This window comes from Streptomyces winkii, assembly GCF_032248595.1.
Taxonomy (GTDB): domain Bacteria; phylum Actinomycetota; class Actinomycetes; order Streptomycetales; family Streptomycetaceae; genus Streptomyces; species Streptomyces winkii.
Genome location: NZ_JASTTH010000004.1, coordinates 286272 through 305603, shown reverse-complemented (window position 1 = coordinate 305603; position 19332 = coordinate 286272). Strand labels below are relative to the sequence as shown.

Genomic DNA, 19332 nt, shown 5'->3' with positions numbered 1-19332 from the left:
CACAGGCTGGGGCCGGGCAGCGGGCCCCGTCGCTCGCCCGTCGTGCGTCGCGCGCGTCGCCCGTCGCCGTACGGTCAGGCCCCTCCGTCGCCGCCCTGGCGGCCCGCCTCCTGGAGTTCGCGTGCCGCCGGGCGTTCCCCTGCGAGCGGGCGCTTGCGTATGGCGAGAGCGGTCGGGGTGATCAACGCGGTCATCAGGCCGATGAGACCGACCGACACGGTCAGGCTCGTCAGCGAGGCGACACCGCCGACCAGCGGCGGCCCGCCGAGGAACCCGGCGTAGGCGACGGTCGTGACGAAGCCCAACTCCCGCTCGCCGCCGCCCCCGTCGGCGCGCCGGCCCGCGTCACCCGCGAGCGCCATCGCCGTGGGGAAGCAGAACGCCAGGCCCGCGCCCGCGAGGGCGAACCCGGCGTAGGCCACCGCACCCGCGGGGACGGCCGCCGAGGCCGTCAGCCCGAGGGCCGCCACGAGCCCGCTGCCCGCGAGCACCCGGTGCGGCCCGAACCGGGACTCCACACGCTCGCCGACCAGCCGCGTCAGCGCCATCGTCACCGAGAAGACCGAGTACGCGGTGGCCGCGACCGACTCCGTGAGCTCACGCTCGCGCACCAGGAACAGCGCCGACCACTCGGCGCACGTGCCTTCCGCGACCGCGGCGCACAGCGCCACCGCGGCGAGCAGCCACAGCCGCCGGCGCACGACGACGTCACGGAACGTGCCCCCGGCGCGCTGCTGTTGCTCCGGCCGCTCGCCCGGCACCGCGCGCCCTGCGACCAGCAGCGCCAGCAGCCCGGCCGCCGACACGAAGCAGAAGTGCCCGGCCGGCGCCACCGTCAGCGCGGCCGCCAGCGCGGCGCCCAGCGACCCGAGCAGCCCGCCCGCGCTGAAGCCCGCGTGGAAGAACGGCATCAGCGGGCGGTCCAGCTCCCGTACGACGGCGACGGCCGCGACGTTCATCGCCACATCGACCGTGCCCATCAGCCCGCCGAGCCCCGCCAGCGCGAGGCCGAGCGTCAGGGGCGACCCCGCGAGGCCCACGAGCGGCAGCACGAGGCAGGCACCCACGAGCGCCGTCACGACGACGAACCGCGCACCCCACGCCGCACAGGCGCGCGCCGCCAGCGGCGCCGTCACGATCATCGCGATGCTGGGGCCCAGCAACGCCAGCCCGAGCGCGGCCGGTTCCGCATCGACCTGCGAGGCGAGCGCGGGCACCCGGGCCGCCCATGCCCCGTACAGGCCGCCGTTCACGACGAACACCACGGCCACGGCGGCGCGGTGGGAAACCACGCGTCCCCCTTCTGTCGGTCGGTCGGCGACCCGTGGGTGACGGATCTCAGGCTGCGAGGGAGGTCAGGCTATTGGCATCTGCCTTTCCGTGGGCGGAAGTTGATCGGATCGCGGTGTTCTCCTCAAACCTCTGCGGTGGTTGCCTAATGTCTGGACCAGCGGGGCAGCGGCAAGCAACGGCAGGAGTACCGGAGTCCATGACCGTCCTGTGGGGAATATCGTTCGATGCCACGCCGATCTCCGGTGTGGTGGTGGAGTTCGTCAAGACAGCGCGCCACTTCCGCGACCGGGGCTACAAGGTGCATCTCGACCTCGGCTACGACGTGAAGGCGGACAAGAACGCGTTCTTCCGGCCCTATGACGACGAGGCGGCGCTGCTGCCCGGCTGGATACGGCTCGACCGTGTCGAGGGCCTCGCCCAAGTCCCCGGCTACGACCAGCAGTTCGTCTCCGACGTACTGCGCGAGTGCGTGCGCGACGGCGCAGGCGAGCATCTTCTGCCGCGGGTGGAGGCCGCCGCCGAGGCGATCAGCGAGCGGATCGTGGAGACCTGGGAGCGGCTCGGCGTGTCGTTCGTGATGGTGGAGAACGGCACGCTGCCGGAGAACATCACGTACACGAAGGCGCTCTACTCCGCCATCGCACGCTACGGGGAACGGCACCGGCTGGGCCGCTTCGTCCTGTGGCGCGACCACGACCTGATGTGGCAGAGCGAGCCGGGGACCGGGAAGTACGGCACCTTCCCCTACCCCCGCACGGTGGCACCGGTGAACTCGCCGCACATCCGCTACATCGCGCTGCACGAGGAGGCACGCAACAGGACCCTCGAATGGGTGCCGGACCTGGATGCCATCGACGTGCTGCCCAACACCTTCTCCCACACGCCCGCCGTCGAAGCCCGGGCCTGGTCCGGGTCCGGGGATGGGGATGGGGATGCGACCGGGCGGGACTGGCGTGACGGCGACGGTGCCGGCCGGGTTGCGGGCCGTGGCGGCGGCCAACGCGGCGGATTCCGGGAGGAGTTCGGCATCCCCGACGACGCCCCGCTGATCGCCCGCTTCACCCGGATCATCCCGCAGAAGCGCATCGACCGGGACATCCACCTCGTGGCCCGCCTCGCGGACCGGGCCGACGTCCGCCTCTTCGTCGCGGGCGACACGGCCGAGTCGCCGGAGGAGCATGAAAGGCTCGTCCGCCTCGCCGAGTCCCTCGGGGTGCGCGACCGCGTCGTCTTCGGCGGGCGGCTCGCACCGCACGAGGCCGGCGTCGGCGCCGCACGCGGCCACGGCTACTCGGTGCGCGACCTGCTCGCACACGCCGACGTCGCGTCGTTCCTCACCTCCTACGACTACGAGAGCTACGGGAACCCCATCGGCGAGGCGATCGCCTCGCGCGTCCCGTATCTGACGACCCGCTACCAGCTCTACGACACGGTCTACGGGGACAAGGGATTCCGCGCCCCCGTCATGGAACTCACCGACGGCGACCTGCCCACGCAGACCTTCGTGGACGGCGTGGCCGAGCTGATCCTGGATGAAAGGAAGCGCGAGGAGATGGCGGACTTCAACCACCGGCTCGGAGAGCGGCACTTCGGCGAGGACAGGGCGGGCGAGCTGCTGAGCGAGCTGCTCCTGCCTCCCATGGGGGAGGCGACCCGCATGAGCGTCGTGCTCCCCGTCTACAACGAGGCGGAGAACCTGCCGGCCGTGCTCGCGTCGCTCCACGGCCAGCGCGGCGCGCACGGCCCGCTGGACAAGTCGCTGTACGAGGTCGTGCTCGTGGACAACAACTCCACGGACGACACGGTGAGCATCGCTCGCCGCTTCGCCGCCGAACACCCGGACCTCGCCCTGCACATCGTCCCCGAACCCGAACAGGGCGTGGCCTGCGCGCGGAAGACCGGCATGGACTTCGCGTCGCAGCGCAGCGTCCGGCGCGAACAGGCCGACGCCGAGCGGCGCTTCTACCTCGTGTCGGCGGACGCCGACTGCCGCGTCGACGAGCGGTGGCTGTGGGAGCTGCTGACCGCCATGGACTCGGGCAAGGCCGCGATAGGCGTGTGCGACTACTACTACGCGCCCGAGCACTTCACCGGGCGGCCGCGTCTGTGGGACGCCATCCAGCGCACGCTGCGCTGCCGCGCCGTGACGTTCGCGCTGTTCGGCGGCTTTCCCGACGGGAAGGGCTTCGCCGTCGACCGCGACGCCTACGAGAAGGTCGGCGGCATCGAGATCTTCTACCAGCTCCAGAACGGCAGGTTCGTCAACCACCTGTCCGACGACTGGGACTTCGGGATCCTCGTCCGCGGCTCGGGCGAGGACATCACGTACGTCCCCGCGTCGCGCGTGGAGATCAACCCCCGCCGGGTGAACCACGCCATCGACGAAGTGATCACCGGGCGCGCCTACGGCTCGGACGGGATCATCGTCATGCGCGACATCCGCGTCTCCGAGCCCGCTGCGGACTCCGACCCCGGCGGCACCGCCCCGCAGGACCTCACCGAGGAAGAGGCCCGGCAGGCATGGGAGTTCTCCATCAAGGACTTCACGCCGAAGAACACGATCCTGCCCGTACTGCTGACGCCGTCGCTGCTCGCCGAGGACGCTGTCGTCGAGTTCTTCGGCGCGTCGCTCGCCGAGCGGCTCGGCCGGCGCATCGCCGAGATCACCGACGAGATGCGCATGACCGACTTCACGCCGATCCACTCGTACAAGACCCCGTCCTACCGGCTGTACTTCGAGTTCGCCGACGAGATCTTCGCGCGGCTGCGCGCCACCGTCGGCGAGGACATCGGCCACCCGCCGCCGCTTCCCGAGTGTCTGCGGGACGTGCCGGAGGACCGCTTCACGGAGTTCGTCAGGTACTTCTGCGAGGACCGCGAATCCGGCGAGGCCCACAACTACTTCGGGAACGGAGGGGTGTTCTGATGGACATCGGCCACCGGGACCTCTACGGGACGTACCAGACGTACGAGGAGTCGCTCGACTCACTGCGGCAGACCGACCCCCGCCACCCGGAACCGGCGGTGCTGGAGCGGCTGGCCGCCCCCGAGAACCGCCATCTGCTGGAGTACGTGACCGAGGACCCGTTCGGCGCGCACGTCTTCCCCGGCAACATCCCCGACTACTCCCCGGCGGACTTCCTCTCCGATCTCGACGAGCAGCTCGCCGCCACGGCACCCATCCACCTGTGGTCCTACATCCCCACCTGCGCCTACCGCTGCCGCTTCTGCCAGTACCCCGTCGTGCTGGTCAAGGGGGCGCCCGAGGTCGCCGACAGCAAGGCCACCCAGTGGGTCGACTGGAACATCCGCGAGGCCGAACTGTGGCTGCGCGAGGTGCCGCACCTGGCGTCGGCACCCGTCGGCGAGTTCAACGTCTTCGGCGGCACCCCCTCGTTGCTGCCGGCCGACGCCATCCGCCGGCTGCTCGACTTCTACAAGGAGAATTTCAACTTCACCCCGGACACGGCGATCCGCTTCGAGGGCGACCCGAGCACGTTCACGCCCGCGAAGCTGGAGCTCCTCGCCGAGCTGGGCTGCACCAAGCTGAGCAGCGGCGTGCAGTCCTTCGACGACCCGGTGCTGGAGCAGTGCGGCCGGGAGCACACCGCGCAGATGTGCGTGGACTTCATACGCAACGCCCAGCGCATCGGCTTCGACTGGACCAGCATCGACCTCATGTACGGGCTGCTCGACCAGACCGTCGACAGCGTGCGGCGGGACCTCGACATCGTCCTCGAGAACGAACTGACGGCCGTGGTCTGCACGAAGCTCCACCTGAAGTCCTACAGCGACACCCGCACGGGAGTCGCCGGAGTGCAGCCGGCCGCCTGGCAACTGCCCGACTACCGGGCCAAGCTGGTCCGGAACGGCCACCGGTGGCCCGCGCTCGGAGAGCAGTACCAGATGCGCGAGGTGCTCACCGAGGGCCTCGAACAGGGCGGTTACCGCGAGCAGCCCACGATGTACTTCGCGCGGGAGGGCCTCGGCCCGGAGAAGTGGAAGGCCATCATGGTCGACCAGGACAAGCAGGAGGCCGAGGTCGCGATCGGACTGGGCGGCAGCTCCAGCTGCCGCACGTCGGAGGCGATCACCGACGTCAACTGGAAGACGTACTCCGAGGCCGTCGAGGCGGGCCGGGTGCCGCTGGGGTCGGCGACCCGGTTCAGCGAGGAGGCACAGGAGGCCAGGTCGGTGAAGATGGCCCTCTCCACGCTGCGCCCCCTCAGCGAAGAGCTCCACCGGCGGCGCTTCCCCGGATCGTCGCTCTTCGAGGAGCCGTGGGCCGGCAGGTTCCGCTCCCTGGAGGAACGCGGCCTCGCCGTCGTCGATCAGGGCGGCGGGGAGGTCCGGCTGACGCCGGAGGGGAAGGTCCTGGTCGAGGCGGTCATCAACTCCGAATTCTGAGCGCCCGCTTCACGCCCCCGGCCGGCCGCCGGAGCAGATCACGCCCGGAGGGCCGGCCGGCCGGGGGAGAGGAGCGTACTGATCGCCGGGTCGGGACGGTCCGTGACGAGACCGGCGACCATGCGTCCCGTGGCCGGACCGAGCATCAGCCCCAGCATGTTGTGACCCGAGGCGAGATAGACCCGCGAGCGCCCGGGGACGAGGCCGATGGCCGGCAGACCGTCGGGCGTCATCACGCGGGCCCCGACCCACTCCTCGTGCCGGGCCGCCCAGTCCGCCGACTTCAGACAGCCGCGCGCCGCGTTGACGATCGCCCGGATCCGGCGCGGGTGGAAGGCGTCCGCGTCGCTGTCGAACTCCATGGTCCCGGCGACCCGCAGCTGCTTTCCCATGGGGGTCAACACCACGCGCGCGTCGCCGAGATGGACCACGCGCCGCGGCATCGGATCCGCGTCGACGGAGAAGCTGTAGCCCTTGCCGGGGAAGAGGCCGACGTCGGCGCCCAGCCCCCGGCACAGCCCGCGCGACCACACCCCGGCCGCGACGACGGCGGCGTCACCTGTGACGTCGCCCGCGGACGTACGCACGTGAGTGCGTCCTCCGGACTCGGACACCGAGGTCACCCGGGCGCCCTCGACGATCTCCACCCCGTGCTCGCGCAGCACACCGGCCAGCCGGTCGACGAAGAGCGAGGGCACCACGGACCACTGGTCCTCGACGAGGATTCCCGCCACCGCACCGGGCCCCAAGGCCGGTTCCAGCTCGGCGAGTTCGGCCCCTTGAACCACCCCGGAGCCGAGCGGCGCACCGAGCTCGCGGAAGCCCCTGAGCGCGCGGTTCGCGCTCCGCGGTGAGGCGTACGCGAAGACGAAGCCACGCTTGACCGCGTCGGCGTCGACCCCGGCGGCCTCCAGCTCCTCGAACAGCCGGAAGCTGCCCGCCGCCAGCCGCGACAGCGCCCGTACACCCTCGGCATGGCGGCGGCGCGTGGAGTTGCGGGCGAACCCGGCGAGGAACCGGACCAGTTCGGCGTTCAGGCGCGGCCGGATGTACAGGGGGCTGTCCGGACGGGGCAGCGTGCGGAGCGCGGGACCGATGACGCCCGGCGCCGGCAGTGGCGTGACCAGGTCGGGGCAGACCTCTCCGGCGTTGCCGCGGGACGCGCCGCTTCCGACGTGGTGGCGCTCGACGACGGTGACGCGCAGGCCCGCCTCGCGCAGGTAGTACGCGCAGCACAGCCCGATGAGGCCTCCGCCCACGACCGTCACGGACTCGGTCCTGCGTTCAGTGGTCACGTGGGCTGCCTCCCATGAGCGATGCGGATGCGTATGCCGTGCGTGCGAGCGGGGGTCCGGTGCGCGGGCGCGGCTCCGGTGCGCCGGGCCGCCGACGACCTTAGACAGCCCGGCCGTGCCCGGGCATCGGCCGAAGCGTCCAAGAGACTGCCGGACCGGGCGGTGTTCTTCGTATGGTTGGTCCGACGGCACGGGTGGGGGCGGGCGGGAGCAAGCGGGAGGGGCCATGGCGGAACCCGGCAAGGCGGCGGCCCTGACCCCGGAGCTGGCGCAGGAGATCGCGGGGGAGACGAGCGCCGTCATCGGCCTGAACGTCCTCATCACCGACCGGGACGGGACGGTGATCGGCAGTGGCGACACCTCGCGCGTGGGCACTGTCCACGAGGCGTCGATCGAAGTGCTCCGGACCCTCCAGGCCCGTACGCACTCGGCGGAGGAGGCCGCCCGGCTGCGCGGCGTGCGGCCCGGCATCACGCTGCCGATCGTGCTCGACGGGGTGCCGGCCGGCACCGTCGGTCTCACCGGATCGCCTCGGCGGGTGCGGCAGTTCGGCCTCGTCGTACGGCGGCAGACCGAGATCCTTTTGCAGGAGTCGGTCCTGCTGCGCCATCGCCTGGTGCGCGAGCGGGCGCGCGAGGACCTGCTGCGGGACGTGGCCTTCTTCGACCCGGGCTCGGCCGACCCCGGCCTCGTCGTGGCGCGCGCCGCGGAGCTGGGCGTCGACCTTCTCCTGCCCAGGGCCGCGGTTCTCGTCGTCACGGCCCCTCGGGACGCTGGACCCCGGGCAGGCCCGCCGGGAATCCTCCCGAGCACCTCCTCTCCGCTGCGCACCGCACGGGAGATCTTCAACGGCCCGCAGGACGTGGTGGCGGAGATGCGTGCGGGCCGCATCGCCGTGCTGTGCCGCCTGCCCGCGGGTGAGGACTGGGCGTACGGGCTGGAGGCCCGGTGCCGCGATCTGCTCCACGAACTGCGGCGCCGCCACGGCGCCGTGGCACACGCGGGCTTCGGCGAGGCGGCGTCGGACCTGCCCGCGCTGCACGCCTCGTACACGGACGCGGACGACGCTGTGCGGATCGGGCCCGCGGCCCTGCCCGGCCGGGACGTCTACCCGGTCCGCGCCCTGCGGGTGCAGCAACTCCTCGCGAGTACCGGGCAGCAGGCGCGCGCGAGGTTCACCGCCGCCCGGCTCGGCGGACTGGCCGACGAGCCCGCGGGCGCGGCGCTGCGCTCCACCCTGGTCGCGTGGCACGAGTCCGGATTCAACCTGGTGCGGGCGGCGAAGAGCCTGCACATCCACCGCAACACGCTCCTCTACCGGCTGGAGAAGATCAGCAAGCTGACCCGCAGGAACATCCGCGAGCCGGCCGAGGCGACGGCGGTCTATCTCGCGTGCCTGGTCGACCAGCTGGACGGCGGCTGAACCCCGTTCGCCCCCGAGCCGCACTGGACGCTTCGTACGAAAGACACCGCGAGAAGCCCGATGATCCGGGTCACTTCGAACAATGACGCGGATCACGGCCCTGCCTACTGTGATGGCCCTCTACCTGGCCCGCTGTTCGCGGAGGAAGGTGAACACCGTGGGGCTTCTCGACTGGATCATGCTCGTTGCCTATTTCGTTCTCCTCGTCGTCATCGGAGTTCAGACGATTCGGAAGGTGAAGTCCGAGGAGGATTTCGCCGTGGCCGGAAACCGCATCATCTGGCCGGTCTTCTTCGGCTCTCTCGCGGCGTCGTTCCTCGGCGGAGGCGCATCGCTGGGAATGGCGGGGAAGACCTTCTCCGACGGCTACGTCTACATGTTCGCGTTCTTCGGATACGCCGTCAGCTTTCTGCTCGTGGGCCTGTTCGTCGCGCCGCGGCTCAAGCGCTACACCGGCGCACACACCGTCGGCGACGTCATGGACGAGCACTACGGGAGGCCGGGCCGGCTGCTGACCGGCGTCCTGTCGATCCTGCTGTGCGCCGGGATTCTCGGTGCGCAGGCCCTCGCGATCGGCACTGTGGTGAACGCCACGCTCGATCTGCCGAGCGGGCCCTCGATCGCGATCGGCATGGCCGTCGTCGTGCTCTACTCGTGCTTCGGCGGAGCATGGGCCGTGATTCAGACCGACATGCTTCAGTTCGTTTTCCTGGGCGTGTTCATTCCCGTCACTCTGCTTCTCGCACTCGGCAAGGCAGGCGGCCCGTCCGGTCTGGTCGACTCGCTTCCCGACGCGCATCTCACAATCGGCGGCGGCTACGGCCTCGCCGCCTTCGCGGGGCTTTTCGTGGCGTTCCTGCTGGGCGAGACGCTCGTACCGCCATACGCACAGCGGACGTTCTCCACCCCGGACAGCAGGCACGCCCGGCGGGGGTTCGCGCTCACCGGGATCTTCGCTTTCCTCTTCTATTTCGTCGCCGCCACGCTGGGCCTGATCGCCCTCGCCCTCTATCCGGACATCGAGCCGGACCAGGCGATACCGACGCTGGTGATGAAGCTCGTTCCGGCGGGGCTGGTCGGGCTGGTGGTGGCGGCGCTGCTGGCCGTGGTGATGTCAACGGCCAGCTCGTATCTCAACGCCGCTGCCGTCGCGTTCGTGAAGGACGTCTACCAGCCGCTCGTGCCGGGAGCGGTCAGCACGAGGCGCAAGCTGTCCCTGGAACGCGGACTCACCCTGCTCGTCGGCACGCTCGCGACGCTGTTCGCCCTGGCCGTCCCGTCCATCGTGGACGCGCTGATCTACGCGTACTCGTTCTGGGCGCCGACCGTCGTCATACCCCTGCTCTTCGCCGTGCTCCTCGGCAGCAGGTCCAAGGCCGCCGGCGTGACCGCGATCCTCGCGGGAGCGGCCGCCACGCTCGTCTGGCTGGTCTGGTTCCAGGAGCGGACGGGCCTGGACCCGATCGTCGTGGGCGCCGCCGTCAATCTGGTCGCCTTCGTGATCGCTCACGCGGTGACGCGCCACCGGCCGCGCACCCCCGGTGGCGGTGCGGCCGAAGCACCCGGTCCGGCCCCGGACCGCATGGCTCCCGGCATGGGCTCGTGAAAGGAGAAGAACGTGGCTGTCTACGCAGTACTGCTCTACGCCGTCCCCGCCGTGCTGATCGCGGTGACGCTCTGGACCGGCTACCTGGGTTTCAAGTTCTACCTGGCCGAGGTCGTCAAGCAGCCCGACGAGTGAACCGCGGCGGGTCCCGGCCCGCCTGACGTCCGCCCTGCGCCGTCCCGCGCTTACGCCGGGCGCCGCAGGCGTCCTGTCCCCGGCGCTGCCCGTCGCTCCCGCACATCCGGCTGAGATGCCGCACGATGCGGCCGGCGTGGTGCAGCCCCGGATCGAGGTCCGGGTTGTAGATGCACAGCGTGATGCCTACGCAGCCGGGCGCGCGCAGGGCGGTCGAGGCCAGCAGTTCCAGTTCCGGCCAGGTCAGCCCGCCGGGCTGCGGGTAGTCGACGGCGGGCAGCGCTTCGGTCGACAGCACGTCGAGGTCGATGTGCAGCCACCAGGAGTCCACGCGGCTGAGGATGCGATCGGTGGCCTCACGCGCGTACGTCCCCGGGGCGTCCGGAGACGAGTGCAGCTCGTCCGGCGTGCGCATGAGGATGTGGCCCGCGAGCGACGGAATCCGGTGCGCCGCCAACTCCCCGGCGTCGCGGGGCCCCAGCGCGACCACGGCGGACGGATCGACCTCCGGCAGCAGCCGCACGAGCGACCGCGGCAGCTTCCCCCTGTTCAGCCCCAGAAGAAGTCCGAGTTCGCAATCCGCGGCCTCGCCGGTGGTGCTGAGATCCGGCGCCCACGCGTCCTCGTGGCCGTCGACGAACAACAAGCCGGTCTCGCCCGCGACATCGCGCGCACCGCTCAGGCAGCCCAGCAGGACGGGACAGTCACCGCCCACCACGAGGGGACGCTCGCCGGCATCCAGCGCGTCCGCCACCCCTCGGCGCACCGAGCCGGTGGTCGTCTCCAGGCCCCGGAGCGCCCTCAGCCCCGAGAGCGCGTGCCGTTCCGGGCTGAGCACGCCGACGTCCACGTCGCCCGCGTCGTGCACGCCCCCGTCCGGCCGCCCGGCGCGGAGCCGGCTGACGAGTCCCGCCTCCCGCAGCGCTCGCGGCGCACGCGCCACACCGTCCGGGAGGCCGGAGGAGTTGAACGGAACGCCGAGGACTCTCAATTCGCCCTCCCGGACGTGGACTGACGAGTGGCTACGGGGCCGGGAGACGGCACCCGTACAGCGAGTGTGTACGTGACGTGCCCGCACCGCGATCGGAGACCGCCCGGTGGGGCGAGACTGCGCCCGCGCCCTGCCAGCTCGCCTTCCGTACGCCGGGCGGATATCCCGCGGTGCGCCATGTCGCGCAGCCGGATCCGCGAGAGCCCGAACGCCCGGACATGGCCGCGTGGGCGCCCGTCCACCGCGTCACGGTTGCGTACGCGCGTGGGGCCGGCGTCGCGCGGCCGGCGCGCCAATTCCCACTGGGCCGCGGCGCGTTCGTCCGGCGGGGTGTGCGGCGCCCGGATCACGGCCTTGAGCCGGGCCGGGCGTTCGGCGCAGGACTGAGGCCGGACATGGGCGTATGCGACGACTCACCGGCGCTTTGAGCATCGAATGCTCTATTCCACGGCTGACCCCGCGGCGACTCTTGAGCCGTGTCTGCGCGGCCTGGCCTTCCGGCCGGGGGAACCCGGGGGAACAAGGCCGGTCCGGCCTCGACCACCGCGCAGACCTCCCACGAGGTGTGCCGCCGGGCAGGGATCTCCGTATCTCCGTGAACTCGGCGGATCCATGGGCGCTTCGGGGAGTTCCCAGGGACTCCCGGGAGACCGGGAAGGAGCGGAGGACCGATGAGAGGCAAGCCGGGCAAGAGGATCCGGCGGTCCGCGGTGGCGGCCTCCACCGCGGCGCTGCTGGCGGCAGCGGGGGTGTTCGGCTGGACGGCCGTGGGGGAGGACACCTCTCCCGGCGGTGCGCTGTTGCCGAGAGCCCAGTTGGAGCCGTCCGGCGTCAACGGCGAAGCGGTGGCGGAGACTTGCGGCGAATTCGACGAGGACGCCGGGATCACCGACCCGAAGATCGCCAGGAACCGGATCAAGGAGAACGCGTTCGAGGACTCGCAGGCGTGCACCGAGTACCAGGGTGAGGAGTACACCCCCGAGAACTTCGCCAACCAGCGCCCCGTCGACGCGGTCCTCGAAGACTGCCGTACGGGACGGGCCGTGTGCGAGTTCACGCCGAACCGCGAACCCGAGACGTACACGGAGAAGTTCAAGGTCGGTACGACGAAGGAGAACTGCACCGAGGAGGTCTCGGAAGAGAAGATCAGCAAGAAGGTCGTGGTCGGCACCAAGGACAGCACCGGCCACACATGGGGCAAGACGGAGCGCAGCGAGTGGTCCCTGGCTCCGGAGATCTCGGTGACCGGCCCCGACGGGGCCGGCGGCGGCGGTTCGCTCTTCGGGATCGGCGGCTCGACCGAGGAGAAGGACGAGCACACGACGGTCACGGAGAAGAGCTACTCCCAGGAAGACCTGGAGGAGAGCCTCATCAAGCTCAAGCCCGGAACCGAGGGCTCCTTCACCCTGAAGCAGAAGCTGGTCAAGCAGGTCGGCACCCTGAGGGCGTTCTACGTGATGAACGACGACGACACGCCTCTCGGAGTCGTCCAGCGCGTGGACAACTACAGCGCCGTCGGACCGACGGACACCGGCACGATCCGCGAGAAGGCGAAGCCGGCCACGTGTGACTGAGACCGGCCCGCCCCGTCCGCCATGGCCCGCCGTACGGGTACGGCGGGCCATGACGTCGCGCATCCCGGCGCCTGCGCCCGGAGCCCGCCCGAAGTCCCGGCGCGGCAGCGGCAGAAGGGGATCCCGACCAGACAGAGAACCCGCAGGAGCAACCATGAGTCGACGTCACAGAGACGAGGGAACGGGCCGGCGGACGGTTCTGACCGCCGGTGCCGGGGGAATCGCGGCGCTCATCGGCCTTTCCGCGTTCGGCAGCCGCGACGCGAGCGGGGCACCGGCCGCGCCCGCCGTGAAGCAGGCGGCGAAACCCCTGATCATCGCGCACAGGGGACTGAGCGACATCTGGCCGCAGCACACGATGCAGGCCTACAAGGCGGCGCGTGCGGTGGGGGACGACATCGTCGTCGAAGCGGACGTCTTCGCCTCGTCCGACGGCGTGCTCTTCTGCCGCCACGACGAACTCCTCGCGGACAGCACGGATGTCAGGGAGCGGTTTCCCGCGCAGGCAGAGGCGAAGGTGTGGGAGCTGAAGGCCGCACAGCTGGAGCAGCTCACCGGAACCGGCGGCGATCCGGCCCTCCAGGACGGCCCGGAACCGTCGCCGGAGGACCTGAGGGTTCCCCGCTTCGCCCGCTTTCTCGACTACGCGGTCGCCGAAGGCGTCCGGGTCTACGTGGAGACCAAGCACGCGCAGGCCGTCGCTCCCCTGAAGCGTCTCCTGGCCGAGAAGCTCAGCCGGACCACGCCGGACCTGTATGTGGAGTCGTTCGTCGCGCAGCATCTCAGGGACATCGGGTTCTCCGAACTCCGCAACCGGACGCGGCTGATGCAGGAGATCCCGGACGACGCGGCGCTCCGGGAGATCGCCGGGTACGCGAGTGTCTTCGCACCTGCCGCGAAGACGGCGACCCGGAGCACGGTGGCCCGAATCCATGCAGCGGGACTGGAAGTTCACGTCCACGGTCTCGAAGAGGCGGGTCTGCCCGAGAGCGACAGGGACTCCTACACGGCACTGCTGAACGCAGGAGTGGACGGAATCTTCACCGACCGGTGCGATGTCGGCAAGCGGGCCCTGGACGGGTGGCTGGCTGACGAGCGCTGACGAGCGCTGACGAGCTCTGACGCGCGGGGGCCGCGGCGGCGCGGCCCCGGCCAGTCGGCCTGTGCTTCAGCTCCCGGTGCCTGCGTGCCGGTGGGCGACGATCCCGTCCGGCGCCGGCAGCCGACGGGGCTCCAGCCGACCCGGGCGACGTGGCTGAGAGAGCAGCCCCGGTACGGCTCGTCGCGGGACCGCGCCGTCGCCGATCACCCGGCGGCGGCGCCTGGTTCGCGCTCGCGCTCCTCGCGGCGCCCCGGAAGACGCGCGGCCGTGATGAACCGGACCGGCGCGGGCAGGGGAGGCGGTCCGAACAGGGCGGAAACCCACAGGGGTTGACATCTGCGAGGCTGACTCGCACCCTTTCACTACTCAATTAGTGAAAGGGTGCTGAGTGACCACGGCAGGAACGATCAAGTTCCGCATCGACCGCGGCAGCGGTGTCGCCACCTACTGGCAGATCGTCCAGCAGGTGAAGCAGGCACTGCGGCTCGGTCTGCTTCAGCCCGGGGACAAACTGCCCACCGCCCGTGAAGTCGTCGAGGCGACCGCCGTCAACCCGAACACCGTGCTGAAGGCCTACCGCGAACTCGAGCGGGAGGGACTGGTCGAGGCCCACCGGGGTCTGGGCACCTTCATCCGGCAGTCGCTCGGCGCGTCCGACGCCCTCGATTCGCCGTACCGCACCGAACTCAAGGACTGGGTGGCCCGCGCCAGCCAAGGCGGCCTGGACCGGGAGGACTTGGCGGCCCTCTTCGACTCCGTCCTCGACGAACACTTCCCGCAGGAGACAGCATGAACAACGCCGCGGCAGCGCTGGAGGCGACCGGAGTGAGCGTGTCGTACTCGCGCCGGAGACAACCCGTCTTCGACGACTGCTCCTTCCGGCTCCCCCGAGGCCACGTATGCGCCCTAATCGGCCCGAACGGCGCCGGCAAGTCCACGCTGCTGAGGCTGGCGGCGGGCCTGCTCCGTCCGTCCTCCGGCACGCTGACGGTGCTCGGGCGGACACCGGCCGAGGCGCGCAGCCACATCGCGTACGTCGCCCAGGGCAAGCCGCTGCACGGGAACCTCTCCGTCGCGGAAACACTGCGCTACGGCGCGGAGTTCAACGGCCCGGCGGGCCGCTGGGACCAGGAGGCCGCCGAGCGGATCGCCTACGACGACGACGCCCTCAAGCCTGGCGCCAAGGTCCGCTCGCTCTCCGGAGGCCAGCGCACCCGCGTCGCGCTCGCCCTCGCCTTCGGGAAGCGGGCCGAGATGATGCTGCTCGACGAGCCGATGGCCGATCTCGACGCGCTGGCGCGCCGCCGGCTGACGGGAGCGCTGCTGGCCGCCGCCGCGGAGTACGGCACGACCATCGTGATGGCCTCGCACATCATCGCCGAGCTGGAGGGCTCCTGCGACTTCCTGCTGCTGCTCGCCGGGGGAAGGCTCCGGCTCGGCGGCGAGATCGAGCAGGTCGTGGCGGCACACACCCTGCTCACCGGCACCACCGCCCTGGACGGGGCCGGGCACACCGTGATCGAGCAGCACCCCGCCGGGCGCGGCACCACCGCCCTGGTCCGCCCGCACGGCGGACCGCTGGGCGACCGGGTCGAGGAGCGGCCCACGACGGAGGAGGTCCTCCTCGCGCACATCCGCAACTCCCAGGTCCCGCCGCTTCTCACGGGGACCGCCGTACCGGCGGCCGTCGCGCGCCCGCCGCACCCCCGATCGCAGGAGGACGCCGCATGAGCGCCACGACCACGACGACGACCCCCGCTGCGAGCGGCCCCGCCACCGCGTCCCGCACAGGCACGTCCCTGGGCCGGCTGGCGCTCGTACTCCGGCTGCACCGCATGGGCCTGTCGGCCGGAGCGACCTGCGCGGCGCTCATGGCGGGGGTGCTGCTCTGGCTGCGCTTCGGCCCCGACGCGGCGGCCGCCGCCAAGCTCCAGGCCCGGTGCGCCACTTCGCACGGGCGCGAATGCCTCTGGTTCCAGCAGAGCGAGCTCTTCCAGTTCGAAAGCGCCGTCTCCGACATGGTGGCGGTGCTGCGGGACGTCGTCCCCCTCATGGCGGCCGTGGCGGGCGCCGCGCTGGTGACACGCGAACTGGCCAACGGCACCGCGGAGTTGGCCTGGACCCAGTCCGTCAGCCCCGTCCGCTGGCTCGCGGAGAAGCTCGTCCTCCCGGCTGTCCTGCTCGCCGTCGGTACGGGCGTGCTCGTCGTGCTGTGCCGTGACCTCCTCGACTGGGCCGGCGCCCACCGTCTCCTGATGGCGGGGTACCAGACCAACGACCACTTCTTCGCCGTGGGGCCCTCGATCGTGGCCTACGCCCTCCTCGGCCTGACCGCCGGGTTCCTCGCCGCCGTCCACTTCCGCAGGGCGCCGCTCGCGCTCGTGGGCGGGGCCGCCGCCACCTGGGCCGCCGCGTACGTCCTCGACCCGTGGCGCACGCAGATCTGGCCGACGGTGAGCCGCGCGGTGCGGGGCGACGGGCCGTTCGGCTTCACGGCCTGGCCGTGCGAGTACGACCAGGCCGAGCACAAGTACTCCATCGACGCCTGTCTGGGTGCTCAGCCCGCCTCGCACTACTGGCCCGTTCAGCTCGTGGAGACGGGTTTCGTGCTCGTCCTCGCGGCACTCGTCGCCGTCGTCGCGCTCTGGCGGCTCCGGCGCCGCACGGGGTGATTCAGGCCACTCGGCCGCAACCGCGCAAGCCCGCAAGCCCGTCTCCTGTGGACACGGGACGCGTACGCCGACCGGAATCGACCGAAGGGAACAAGCCTCGAAGAGACCGGGAGCCACCGGGCCGCGCGTTCGGCCGCCCGCATCGGACGGTGCGGCCCGGGACCGGCACCGCAGAGGGGGAAACATGGTCGACCCGATGAGTTGGCCGTTCGTGGGGCGGGAGAGCGAGATCGCCGCGTTCGACGAGGCGCTCGCGGACGAACGGTGCCACGCGTTCGTCCTCCACGGCCCGAACGGTGTGGGGAAGTCGCATCTCGCGCACGTCTGCCGGCGCAGGGCCGAACAGGCCGGTCATGCCACGGGCAAGGCCGTCACCGTCTCCGAATCCCCGTCCGCCGCCCTGGCGTCGCTCGCGCATCTCCTCCCGGAGGACGTGGGCGTCGACGACCCGGTCGCCCTGTTCAGAAGGACCCGCGACGCCCTGACGGACACCGTCGGCCCGGGCGCCCAACGCCCCGGCAGGCGACGGAGGTTCGTGCTCCTTGCCGACGACCTCGACGGGCTCGACGAGGCCTCCGCGGGCCTGGCCGGGCAACTGCTGGAAGCCGGAGCCCTCTTCTTGCTGGGCGTGGTGACGTCGCTGCGGGCGGTCAAGCCGGTCGCCTACTCGCTCCTCGCGGGCGAGCCGGCGCGGCGGATCGATCTGGAGGGGCTGAGCGAGGCCGATGTCGGTGCCGCGATGCGCGGAGCGCTCGACGGACCGGTGGAGCCCCGCACCGTCACGATGATGCACAAGGTCAGTGAGGGAAATCCCCGCTATCTGCGGGAGTTCGTCGTGTGCTCACTGTCGTCCGGCGCCCTCGCCGACGACGGCGAATCGTGGGCGCTCGTCTCCGAAGTGGGCTCGACGCCCCTTCTGGAGGGCCTGCTGGAGCGGCGGCTGGTCGGCGTCACACCGTCCGCTCGCAGCGTGCTGAACCGGATCGCCCTGTGCCAGCCCGTGGACGCCTCCAGCCTGCCGGACGACGCGACGGACGAGCTGGAATCCCTCGGATTCGTACGGACGAACAGGGAGGGACGCCGTCACTCGGTGACCCTGCGGCACCCGGCACACCAGGTCGTGCTCCAGCTGGCGATCCCCTCATCGGAGAGGAGGCGGATACTCGAAAAGGAGGCCGCCCTGATCCGGTCGCGCGGCGCCAGACGGTGCACGGACAAGATCCGTATCGCCTCCTGGCAGCTGGCCGCCACGGGGTCCGCGGACCCCGAGACCCTGCTGCGGGCCGCCGAACTCGCCCGCCGCGACCAGAAGTTCCGCCAGGTGTGCGACTTCGCCGAGGCCGCGTGCCGCCTCGGCGAGGACTTCCGGCCACGGCTGCTGCTCGCGGAGTCACTCCTGGAGATCGGTGAACTCACGGGCGCGGAGGAGGCGTTCGGCGAGGCGGCGAAGAGAGCCGTCCACGAGCGCGACCTGCTGCTCGTCGCGCTGGGCAGATGCCGCCTGTTCGCCTGGGGAGTCATCGACGCGGAGAGGGCCCTGGAGACCGTCGCGGAGGCGATGCGCGAGATCCGCGAACCCCGCCACCGCGCCGTGCTGACGGCCGCCCGCGGAGCCGTCCTCATGGCCTTCGGGCGCCCCGCGGAAACGCTGCACGCCCTGCGCGACCTCGCCTTCGCCGGCGACCCGCACGTCGGCATCATCGGCAAGGGGCCCAGGGCCGCGGCCCTGGTCGCGACGGGCCGGGTGGCCGACGGCCTGGAGCTGGCACGGGAGGCGTACGAGGACCGCGTCACGTTCGAGGACTCCCCGGCGATCCCGCATCCCGTGCAGTACCTCAACACGCTGATGTTCGCGCTGGAGGAGGGCGGCAGGCTCGAAGAGGCCTACCGGACGGGCCACAAGGGCTGGGGCGAGGCGCTGGCCGACGACGCGGCCGGTGCGGAGGCGTGGATCGCCGCGGCGCTCGCGCGGTGTTCGCTTCTGCGCGGCCGTCCCGGCGACGCCGAACGCTGGGCCTCCCAGGCGGCGTCGGTGGCCGGCCGGAACTCCCTGCGCGGCACGCTGCACATGGCCCTGGCACGCAAGGCGGAGGCCGCCGCCGTGAGAGGCGACGTCGCGACGGCGCAGCGCGCGCTGAGCGAGTGCGCCGGCCTGCCCGACTGGGGAGCGTTCCGCTCCGAACTCCCCGCGGGCCGGGCGTGGTCGGCCGTCGCGCAGGGGAGAGTGCAGGAGGGCCGGGAGCTGCTGTGGGAGGCCGCCGCATCGGCACGGACCGCCGGCCATCTCGCCAGCGAGGCCAGACTCCTCACGGACATCGCGCGGCTCGGCGACGCGAAGGGCGCGCTGCCGAGGCTGCGCGACATCTCGGGGGACATGGACGGCGATCTGTTCGCCGCCCGCCTCTCCTACGTCGAGGCCCTCGCCGGAGCCGACCCGTCGGGGCTGCTCGACAGCGCGCGCTCCCTGGAACGCACGGGCTCCCTTCTGGTCGCCGCAGAGGCCGCCGCGTCGGCCGCCGTGCACTGGGGCAACAAGGGCGAACAGCGACAGGCCGCGGCGGCCGAGAACTTCTCCAACTCCCTGCGGCGGCACTGCCAGGGAGCCTCCAGCCCCGGCCTCGCCGTGCTGGGAGCGGCGAGGCACCTCACGCGCAGAGAGGCCGAGATCGCGGAGCTCGTATGCGCGGGCCTCAGCAACGCCGAGGCCGCGGAGGCGCTCACCCTCTCCAAGCGCACCGTCGACAACCACCTCCAGAACATCTACCGGAAGCTGGGAGTACGCAGCAGACGCACCCTGAAGGAGGAGTATCTGAGGGGGAGAGGGAACTGAACCC

At 71.5% G+C, this 19332-nt stretch carries 14 protein-coding genes and 1 pseudogene; 11 read left to right on the top strand and 4 right to left on the bottom strand.

Going from position 1 to position 19332, the window contains the following annotated elements; translation table 11 throughout:
* Positions 1-74 precede the first annotated feature (74 nt).
* The gene (locus QQM67_RS13510) at positions 75-1292 is read right to left on the bottom strand and encodes an MFS transporter (protein ID WP_314174028.1); all 1218 of its coding nucleotides are present in this window, start codon (positions 1290-1292) and stop codon (positions 75-77) included.
* A gap of 197 nt (positions 1293-1489) precedes the next feature.
* On the opposite strand from QQM67_RS13510, the gene QQM67_RS13505 reads away from it, so the two are divergent.
* Complete coding sequence (locus tag QQM67_RS13505) at positions 1490-4219, top strand: glycosyltransferase (RefSeq protein WP_314174027.1); 2730 nt, start codon at positions 1490-1492, stop codon at positions 4217-4219.
* Positions 4219-5700 (top strand): radical SAM protein, encoded by a 1482-nt coding sequence (locus tag QQM67_RS13500; RefSeq protein ID WP_314174026.1) that lies wholly within the window; start codon positions 4219-4221, stop codon positions 5698-5700. The genes QQM67_RS13505 and QQM67_RS13500 overlap by 1 nt, the downstream gene beginning before the upstream one ends.
* Before the next feature lie 38 nt (positions 5701-5738).
* On the opposite strand, the gene QQM67_RS13495 is transcribed toward QQM67_RS13500, so the two are convergent.
* A complete protein-coding gene (locus QQM67_RS13495) occupies positions 5739-6995 on the bottom strand; it encodes an NAD(P)/FAD-dependent oxidoreductase (RefSeq protein WP_314174025.1) in 1257 nt (418 codons plus the stop codon).
* A 226-nt stretch (positions 6996-7221) separates the two neighbouring features.
* Between QQM67_RS13495 and QQM67_RS13490 the strand changes: the two genes are divergently transcribed.
* From QQM67_RS13490 to QQM67_RS13480, 3 genes are all read left to right on the top strand, one after another.
* Entirely contained in the window at positions 7222-8418 is a 1197-nt protein-coding gene (locus tag QQM67_RS13490) for a CdaR family transcriptional regulator (RefSeq protein WP_314174023.1), read from the top strand.
* Between the two features lie 82 nt (positions 8419-8500).
* Positions 8501-10024, top strand: a complete 1524-nt coding sequence (locus QQM67_RS13485) for a sodium:solute symporter family protein (RefSeq protein WP_314174022.1) — start codon at positions 8501-8503, stop codon at positions 10022-10024.
* Positions 10025-10036: 12 nt separating this feature from the next.
* The gene (locus QQM67_RS13480; RefSeq protein WP_314174021.1) at positions 10037-10159 is read left to right on the top strand and encodes a hypothetical protein; all 123 of its coding nucleotides are present in this window, start codon (positions 10037-10039) and stop codon (positions 10157-10159) included.
* Here the strand turns inward: QQM67_RS13480 and QQM67_RS13475 are convergent.
* Positions 10140-11150, bottom strand: a complete 1011-nt coding sequence (locus QQM67_RS13475; protein ID WP_314174020.1) for an arginase family protein — start codon at positions 11148-11150, stop codon at positions 10140-10142. The genes QQM67_RS13480 and QQM67_RS13475 overlap by 20 nt on opposite strands.
* Before the next feature lie 133 nt (positions 11151-11283).
* A pseudogene (gene rpsN / locus QQM67_RS13470) lies at positions 11284-11527 on the bottom strand (30S ribosomal protein S14); the annotation flags it as partial.
* A gap of 294 nt (positions 11528-11821) precedes the next feature.
* Here rpsN and QQM67_RS13465 point away from each other — a divergent pair.
* From QQM67_RS13465 to QQM67_RS13440, 6 genes are all read left to right on the top strand, one after another.
* Positions 11822-12724, top strand: a complete 903-nt coding sequence (locus QQM67_RS13465) for a hypothetical protein (protein WP_314174019.1) — start codon at positions 11822-11824, stop codon at positions 12722-12724.
* Between the two features lie 154 nt (positions 12725-12878).
* Positions 12879-13826 (top strand): glycerophosphodiester phosphodiesterase, encoded by a 948-nt coding sequence (locus QQM67_RS13460; RefSeq protein WP_314174018.1) that lies wholly within the window; start codon positions 12879-12881, stop codon positions 13824-13826.
* Positions 13827-14214: 388 nt separating this feature from the next.
* Entirely contained in the window at positions 14215-14619 is a 405-nt protein-coding gene (locus QQM67_RS13455; protein ID WP_314174017.1) for a GntR family transcriptional regulator, read from the top strand.
* Positions 14616-15557 carry an ABC transporter ATP-binding protein gene (locus QQM67_RS13450; protein ID WP_314174016.1) on the top strand — a complete coding sequence of 314 codons (942 nt, stop codon included), beginning with the start codon at positions 14616-14618 and terminating at the stop codon, positions 15555-15557. Before QQM67_RS13455 ends, QQM67_RS13450 begins: the two co-directional genes overlap by 4 nt.
* Positions 15554-16498 carry a hypothetical protein gene (locus tag QQM67_RS13445; protein WP_314174015.1) on the top strand — a complete coding sequence of 315 codons (945 nt, stop codon included), beginning with the start codon at positions 15554-15556 and terminating at the stop codon, positions 16496-16498. Before QQM67_RS13450 ends, QQM67_RS13445 begins: the two co-directional genes overlap by 4 nt.
* Positions 16499-16682: 184 nt before the next feature.
* Entirely contained in the window at positions 16683-19328 is a 2646-nt protein-coding gene (locus QQM67_RS13440) for a LuxR C-terminal-related transcriptional regulator (RefSeq protein WP_314174014.1), read from the top strand.
* The last annotated feature ends 4 nt before the right edge of the window (positions 19329-19332 follow it).